This window comes from Mycobacterium sp. NGS40 (assembly GCF_059812735.1).
Genome location: NZ_JCALDG010000037.1, coordinates 22,324 through 28,778 on the forward strand (window position 1 = coordinate 22,324; position 6,455 = coordinate 28,778).

The 6,455-nt window shown below is 66.7% G+C and carries 8 protein-coding genes; 4 read left to right on the plus strand and 4 right to left on the minus strand.

What is annotated here, in order from left to right:
* Positions 1-51: 51 nt before the first annotated feature.
* Together AC5Y5O_RS29550 and AC5Y5O_RS29555 are read right to left on the minus strand one after the other, a co-directional pair.
* Entirely contained in the window at positions 52-888 is an 837-nt protein-coding gene (locus AC5Y5O_RS29550; RefSeq protein ID WP_071288174.1) for an SDR family NAD(P)-dependent oxidoreductase, read from the minus strand.
* Between the two features lie 203 nt (positions 889-1,091).
* The gene (locus tag AC5Y5O_RS29555; protein WP_083420495.1) at positions 1,092-1,496 is read right to left on the minus strand and encodes a Rieske 2Fe-2S domain-containing protein; all 405 of its coding nucleotides are present in this window, start codon (positions 1,494-1,496) and stop codon (positions 1,092-1,094) included.
* A gap of 166 nt (positions 1,497-1,662) precedes the next feature.
* On the opposite strand from AC5Y5O_RS29555, the gene AC5Y5O_RS29560 reads away from it, so the two are divergent.
* Complete coding sequence (locus tag AC5Y5O_RS29560) at positions 1,663-2,283, plus strand: flavin-containing monooxygenase (protein WP_500028541.1); 621 nt, start codon at positions 1,663-1,665, stop codon at positions 2,281-2,283.
* Here the strand turns inward: AC5Y5O_RS29560 and AC5Y5O_RS29565 are convergent.
* Together AC5Y5O_RS29565 and AC5Y5O_RS29570 are read right to left on the minus strand one after the other, a co-directional pair.
* Entirely contained in the window at positions 2,225-3,058 is an 834-nt protein-coding gene (locus AC5Y5O_RS29565) for an aldo/keto reductase (RefSeq protein WP_003889251.1), read from the minus strand. The two genes, AC5Y5O_RS29560 and AC5Y5O_RS29565, sit on opposite strands and share 59 nt — an antisense overlap.
* A gap of 5 nt (positions 3,059-3,063) precedes the next feature.
* The gene (locus AC5Y5O_RS29570) at positions 3,064-3,894 is read right to left on the minus strand and encodes an aldo/keto reductase (RefSeq protein ID WP_040634844.1); all 831 of its coding nucleotides are present in this window, start codon (positions 3,892-3,894) and stop codon (positions 3,064-3,066) included.
* Between AC5Y5O_RS29570 and AC5Y5O_RS29575 the strand changes: the two genes are divergently transcribed.
* Genes AC5Y5O_RS29575 through AC5Y5O_RS29585 form a run of 3 tightly spaced genes read left to right on the plus strand, consistent with a single transcriptional unit; the run spans position 3,893 to position 6,446 of the window.
* On the plus strand, positions 3,893-4,993 hold the full coding sequence (locus tag AC5Y5O_RS29575; protein WP_047041146.1) for an alpha/beta hydrolase: 1,101 nt from the start codon (positions 3,893-3,895) through the stop codon (positions 4,991-4,993). The two genes, AC5Y5O_RS29570 and AC5Y5O_RS29575, sit on opposite strands and share 2 nt — an antisense overlap.
* Positions 4,994-5,028: 35 nt before the next feature.
* Positions 5,029-5,817 carry a DsbA family protein gene (locus tag AC5Y5O_RS29580; protein WP_047041144.1) on the plus strand — a complete coding sequence of 263 codons (789 nt, stop codon included), beginning with the start codon at positions 5,029-5,031 and terminating at the stop codon, positions 5,815-5,817.
* Positions 5,814-6,446 carry a vitamin K epoxide reductase family protein gene (locus tag AC5Y5O_RS29585; protein ID WP_003889255.1) on the plus strand — a complete coding sequence of 211 codons (633 nt, stop codon included), beginning with the start codon at positions 5,814-5,816 and terminating at the stop codon, positions 6,444-6,446. The genes AC5Y5O_RS29580 and AC5Y5O_RS29585 overlap by 4 nt, the downstream gene beginning before the upstream one ends.
* Positions 6,447-6,455 lie beyond the last annotated feature (9 nt).

Here is a 6,455-nt window from a genome sequence, read left to right on the forward strand (position 1 = left end):
CCGTCTACTATCGGCTGCTGAGCGTTGGCAGGGTTAAGAGCGCTGACGATGTTAGCGGATGAATCGCTCGATCAACCCAAGTGCGCGCGTATACGTTCGTGGAGTGGCCCGCTTGATCGCCCAGGCGATCTTTGCGTCCAGCTGCGGCAGAACGTAGAGCTGGCCACGATCGTGGGCGTGAAGCGTCGTGCGTGCGATGGCGTGCGGCGGGGTCCCGATCCATCTCATGAGTGTTGTTGCGAGGTCGGCGGCGGAGTGTGAGATGGCGTCGTTGTCCACGATCTTGGTCTTGACCAGTGTCGGGCACAGTGCGGTGACGGTGATCCCCGTTCCGCTCAGTTCCGCCGACAAGGTTTCAGAAAGCGCGAGAACCCCTGCCTTACTGGCGCTATAGGCGCCCATACGCGGGGCTGCGGCGAAGCTGGCGGCCGACGCGACGTTGATGACCCCGCCTCGACCCGCAGCGCGCAACCGCGGCACGAACACGTGGCAGCCGTGGATGACACCCCACAGGTTGACCTCAAGGGTGCGATGCCAGTCGGCCAATGGAGTTTGGCCAATCACGTCGCCGCCGGTGCCGATGCCGGCGTTGTTGACGACAAGGCTTGTCGGACTACCGAACCATTCTTCAGCGGCGTCGGCGAGGTCCACGACCTGCTCAACGTTGGTGACATCGCACTGTGCAGCGAGGGCCTTTCCACCAAACTGGGTGATCTCCTCGACTGTTGCGTTCGCGCCATGTGCGTCGATATCGGCGCATACCACTCGGCCACCCCGGCGGGCGAGTTCCAACGCGAACGCACGGCCAATACCCGAGCCGGCGCCGGTGACGACGGCGTCGGCGAAGTCGGTCCTGCGGTCCGGGCGGCTGAAGGGTCGAGTGTGCATATGCTCTCCTGCTTGTTGTGGACAGATGAGATGCTCGCCGGGGGGCAAGAACGGCTTGCCTCTGGCGCAAACGCGAATCCGATGGCAGTACAGTCGAATTCGCTGAACGGCCTGGGCCTAGCGAACCGGCGCGCCGTTGCGTGCGCGGTGCAAATCCGCGCGATCGGTGGGCGGTGCGCTGTACTGGACCGACTGCTCGAACACTATTGAGTGTCGACCCTCGTTTGGTGTGTCGCCGGAGGACCTCCCGAGCGGATCTCCCGGGGAAGACAAACAGCTTCCAGTGCAGTAGTGGCCGGGCCGCGGATCACCGTGCCGTCGATCGCGAACCGCGCCCCATGCAGCGGGCAGTTCCATGTTCGGGATCCTGCGTTGAACTCGAGCTCCCAGTCCCGATGCGTGCACCGGGCACGAACTGCCCGCAGCTCACCCGCTGAGTCCCGGTAAATGCCTACCCGGTCGCCGTCGGCGTCGACGATAGTTGCCTGACCTGGCAGCAGCGTCGAATCATGCGGCTGTGGAACATTGCTAGACAGGCGATTTCGCGCGAATCGTACCGCGCCGACGGCCGCCCGCGCCGCAAAGTTCACCAGTGGCATGAGCGTCATGACGCGGACACTCGAGGCAGGGGGGCGGGAAGTTGCACGTCTACAACCTAGAGAAGCCCACCGTGTGTGTCAACGAGACGATTTTGTCGATCCGTCTCGACATGGGGCGGATTTCGTTCTAGGGTCGGTCCATGCAACCGATGCATTGGGATGGAGCGGACGCGTGATGGCAGCAAAGGCACACACTCAACGTGAGAAGCCCGAACATGAGGTCGTGATCATCGGCGCCGGGATAAGCGGCATCGGAGCCGCTATTGCGCTGCGGCGTGCGGGCATTGACGATGTGGTGATTTTCGAGCGGGCCGACGACATCGGCGGGACGTGGCGTGACAACACCTACCCGGGTGTCGGGGTCGACGTCCCCGCGCAGGGCTACCAGTTCTCGTTCGAGTTGAAGCCGGACTGGTCACGCGTTTTCGCCAAAGGCGCGGAGGTGAAGTCCTATGTGGATCATTGCGCTGATCGCTATGACATCCGTCCGTTGGTTCAGCTGAACAGCGAAGTCACAGCGAGGGAGTGGGATGAGGACCACCATCTGTGGCGGTTGACCGTCGCCGGCCGGCAACGCACCGCCCGATATGTCGTCAGCGCGATCGGACCGTTTGTCGAACCTAAACCGCCGGCCATTGAGGGAATCAAGGACTTTGGCGGTACGACGGTGCATTCAACGTCCTGGGATCACGACGTCGAATTGGCGGGCAAGCGTGTCGCGATCATCGGCACCGGTGCTAGCCGGTGTACGTCTCCGGGTCCGGGCGGTACCGGGTGCCGTCGTCCAGGCCGTTGAGCGCGGCCATCTGGTCGTCGGTGAGCTCGAAGTCGAACACCTCGAGGTTGGCCGCCAGGTGCTCCGGCGACCTCGACCGGGTGATGACCGAGTTGCCCAGCTGCAGGCTCCACTTGATCAGCACCTGCGCCGGGGTCTTGCCGTGCGCCTGGGCCACCGAGACGACGGTCTCGTTGTCCAGCAGCCGGCCCACGCCCAGCGGGCTGTACGCCTGGGTGACGATCCCGTAGCCCTTGTTCACCTCGCGCAGGTGCGCCTGGTTGAGCAGCGGGTGCAGCTCGATCTGGTTGACCGCGGGGGTGAAGAACGACAGGTCGATGACGTTCGACAGGTGCTCCTCGTGGAAGTTGGACACCCCGATGGACTTGGCGTCGCCGAGCTCCTTGTTCTTCATCAGCCCGCCCCAGCTGTCGATGTACTTGCCCTGCTCACCGGCGGGCCAGTGGATCAGGTACAGGTCGACGTAGCCGAGACCGAGTTCCTCGACACTCTTGCGGCAGGCGTCCTGCGCACTCTTGAAACCCTGGTCGCGGACGTCGAGCTTGCTGGTGACGAAGATCTCCTCGCGGGGCACCCCGGACTTGCGTACCGCGCGGCCGACGGCGGCCTCGTTGCCGTACGCGGCGGCGGTGTCGATCAGTCGGTAACCGGCCGACAGCGCCGCCAGCACCGCCTGCTCGGCGTCGGCCTCGGACAGCTCGCCGACGCCGATGCCGAGCACCGGCATGGTGTTGTCGTCGTTGAGCGTGACCGTCGGAATGGACGAGGAGGTCATGTCACCTACCCTGTGAACTCGAAATTTCTCGGGTCGGGACCCAGGCGAGTGCCATCGCCGAGCGACGAGATCGACGCCATGTCCTGCTCGCTCAACTCGAAGTCGAACACGTCGAAGTTGCTCACAATCCGCTCGGGGGTCACCGATTTCGGGATGACTATATTGCCGAGTTGGATATGCCACCTAATCAGTACCTGCGCCGGGGTGCGTCCGTGCGCCTCCGCGACTGAGGTGACGGTCGGATTCGCCAGCAGCGATCCCTGCCCCAGCGGGCTCCACGCCTCGGTGGCGATGCCCAGTTCGGCGTGTACCTCACGCAGCTCCTGCTGCTGAAGCAGCGGGTGCAGCTCGATCTGGTTGACGGCGGGCACGACGCCGGTGGCGTCGATCAGCGTGCGCAGGTGTTCGGGCTCGAAGTTGCTCACCCCGATCGAGCGGATCCGGCCCTGGTCACGCAGGTAGGCGAACGCCTTGAAGGTGTCGACGTACTTGTTGGTCTTCGGCATCGGCCAGTGCACCAGATACAGATCGAGATACTCCAGGCCCAGCCGCTCCATGCTCTTGTCGAACGCGGCCAGCGTGCTATCATAACCCTGGTCGGCGTTCCACAGCTTGGTCGTGATGTAGACGTCCTCGCGGCGCAGACCCGACTTGGCCAGCGCCTGCCCGACCTCGCGTTCGTTCTGGTAGGCGGCGGCGGTGTCGATGTGCCGGTAGCCCGCCTCCAGCGCCGTGGCAACCGCGCGCTCGGTGGCCTCCGGCGGCGTCTGCCAAACTCCGAGTCCAACCTGGGGGATCGCATTACCGTCATTCAGCGTGATCAAGGGAGATGCCATGACTGCGAGTCTGCCAGCTGACGGCGCGTACAGCCCGGGACGCAAGGAGGCGCTCGTCACCGCGATGGCGGGTGTCACCCTGCGCGCGTTGCCGCGCATCCCCGACCCGGTGAAACGCCTGCTGCTGGCGGGCCGCACGGTGACGGTGGACGGCAACACCCTCGACACCACGGTGCAGCTGATGCTCGCCGGGCAGAAGCTGGTCGGGATCGACGGTGGCACCAACAACGTGGCGGCGGCGCGGGCGCAGCTGCGCGACCTGTCCGGCGGGTTCCGGCAGGCGATCCCGGTGGCCGCGGTGAGAGATCTCACCGTGACCGGCGGGGACGGTGAGATCCCGGCCCGCCACTACGTTCCGCCCACATCCACCGCCGACACGGCCGCCCCGCTGCTGGTGTTCTTCCACGGCGGCGGCTTCGTGATCGGCGACCTCGACAGCCACGACGACCTGTGCCGGCTGATCTGCCGCGACGCCGGGGTGCACGTGCTGTCGGTCGACTACCGGCTGGCCCCCGAGCACAAGGCGCCCGCCGCCGCCGACGACGGGTTCGCCGCCTACCGCTGGGCGCGCGAGCACGCCGCCGAACTCGGTGCCGACCCGGACCGCGTCGCGGTCGGCGGGGACAGCGCCGGCGGCAACATCGCCGCCGTCGTCGCCCAGCGCGCCCGCGCCGAAGGAGTGCCGCAACCGGCGCTGCAACTGCTCATCTACCCGTGGACCAACCCCAGCGGCGAGACCCGGTCGCAGACCCTGTTCGCCTCCGGCTACTTCCTGACGAAGGCCGACATCGAGTGGTTCGCCGACAAGTACGTCACCGGTGCGTCGGTGCAGATCACCGATCCGGTCGTGTCACCGCTGCTGGCCGACGACCTGTCCGGGCTCGCGCCTGCACTGGTGCTGACCGGCGGCTTCGACCCACTGCGCGACGAGGGCGTGGCCTACGCCGAGGCACTGCGCGCCGCCGGGGTGGCCGTCGACCTGCGGCAGGCCGGTGCGCTGATCCACGGCTTCGCCAACATGTTCCCGATCGGGGGCGGTTGCGCGGCCGCGGTCGCCGACATGATCAGCGCGCTGCGCACCCGTCTGCGCGGCGTCTGACGGGCCGCGAAAACGCCGCCGGTACGCTTGTCCCCGTGGCCTCGAAACCGAAGAAGACCCCGAAGTACGACCTGAAGGCGGCCGACAAGAAACGCAATCTGGCCGTACAGATCGGGTTGACCGCGATCGTCGTGATCTTCGCCGTCGCGCTGGTGCTCTACATCGTCATGACCAAGGAGGACAAGCCCGGCGAGGGTGAGGCCAAGCCGATCCGGGTGGCGTCCAGCGACGTCATCACCGGTGACGACGGCGAGCCCAAGGCCGTGCTGTCGCTCTACGAGGACTTCCTGTGCCCGGCGTGCGGCAACTTCGAGAAGGCCTTCGGCCCGACGATCAACCGGCTGATCGACAGCGGCGCCGTGGCGGCCGACTACTACATGGTCTCGATCCTGGACCGGGCCGGCCAGGGGTACTCGACCCGCGCCGCGAACGCCGCCTACTGCGTGGCCGAAGCCGACACCGAGGCGTTCCGCCGCTTCCACGCCGCGCTGTACGCCCAGCAGCCGCCCGAGGGCGTCGGCCCGTTCCCGGACGAGGCCCGGCTGACCGAGGTGGCGCGCCAGGCCGGCGTCGTCGGCGACGTCCCGAACTGCATCGAGAAGGGCCGCTACGACGACATGGTCAAGGGCATGGCCAAGGCGACCGAGGTCAAGGCCACCCCGACCATCCGCATCAACGGCAAGGACTACAAGCCGACGACCCCCGACGCGCTGATCGACGAGATCAGGAGCATCGTCGGTGACCTGCCCGTGCTCGACGCCGGTGCGCCGCCGCCGAATCCGGATCCGACGACCCCGGCGCCCGCTCCCGCTCCCGCTCCATGAGCGTGAGCGCGCCAGGGGAGGTGTCCCCGGCCGAGCCGGACAGCCCCGAGCACGGTGGGGTGCACGTCGGGAGGCTGAGCGCGCTGTGGGTCCTGATCGCCGGCGTGGTGGGCCTCTCGTCGGCGCTGGCGCTGACCATCGAGAAGGTCGAGCTGCTCAAGAACCCGGCCTACGTGCCGACGTGCAGCCTCAACCCGGTGCTGTCCTGCGGTTCGGTGATGGTCACCCCGCAGGCCGCCGTGTTCGGTTTCCCGAACTCGCTGATCGGCATCGTGTCGTTCACCGTCGTGCTGGTGACCGGGGTGCTCGCGGTGGCCCGGGTTCAGCTGCCCCGCTGGTACTGGGCCGGGCTGGCGGTCGGCACGCTGCTGGGCACGGTGTTCGTGCACTGGCTGATCTACCAGAGCGTGTTCACCATCGGCGCGCTGTGCCTGTACTGCATGGTGGTGTGGTCGATGACCATCCCGCTGCTGGTCGTGGTGACGACGATCGCGGTGCAGCCGCAGCGCGGCAACGCCGTGCTGCGCGGGCTGCACACCTGGCGCTGGTCGATCGTGGCGCTGTGGTTCACCGCGGTGATCCTGTTGTGCCTGGTGCGGTTCTGGAGTTACTGGTCCACTCTGCTCTGAGGATCTAGG

Excerpts from the sequence above, each read along its gene's own strand:
- AC5Y5O_RS29555 (WP_083420495.1), bottom strand. The coding sequence starts at position 1,496 with ATGACGCTCATGCCACTGGTGAACTTTGCGGCGCGGGCGGCCGTCGGC.
- AC5Y5O_RS29570 (WP_040634844.1), bottom strand. The coding sequence starts at position 3,894 with ATGGCATCTCCCTTGATCACGCTGAATGACGGTAATGCGATCCCCCAG.
- AC5Y5O_RS29550 (WP_071288174.1), bottom strand. The coding sequence starts at position 888 with ATGCACACTCGACCCTTCAGCCGCCCGGACCGCAGGACCGACTTCGCC.
- AC5Y5O_RS29560 (WP_500028541.1), top strand. The coding sequence starts at position 1,663 with ATGGCAGCAAAGGCACACACTCAACGTGAGAAGCCCGAACATGAGGTC.
- AC5Y5O_RS29565 (WP_003889251.1), bottom strand. The coding sequence starts at position 3,058 with ATGACCTCCTCGTCCATTCCGACGGTCACGCTCAACGACGACAACACC.
- AC5Y5O_RS29585 (WP_003889255.1), top strand. The coding sequence starts at position 5,814 with ATGAGCGTGAGCGCGCCAGGGGAGGTGTCCCCGGCCGAGCCGGACAGC.
- AC5Y5O_RS29575 (WP_047041146.1), top strand. The coding sequence starts at position 3,893 with ATGACTGCGAGTCTGCCAGCTGACGGCGCGTACAGCCCGGGACGCAAG.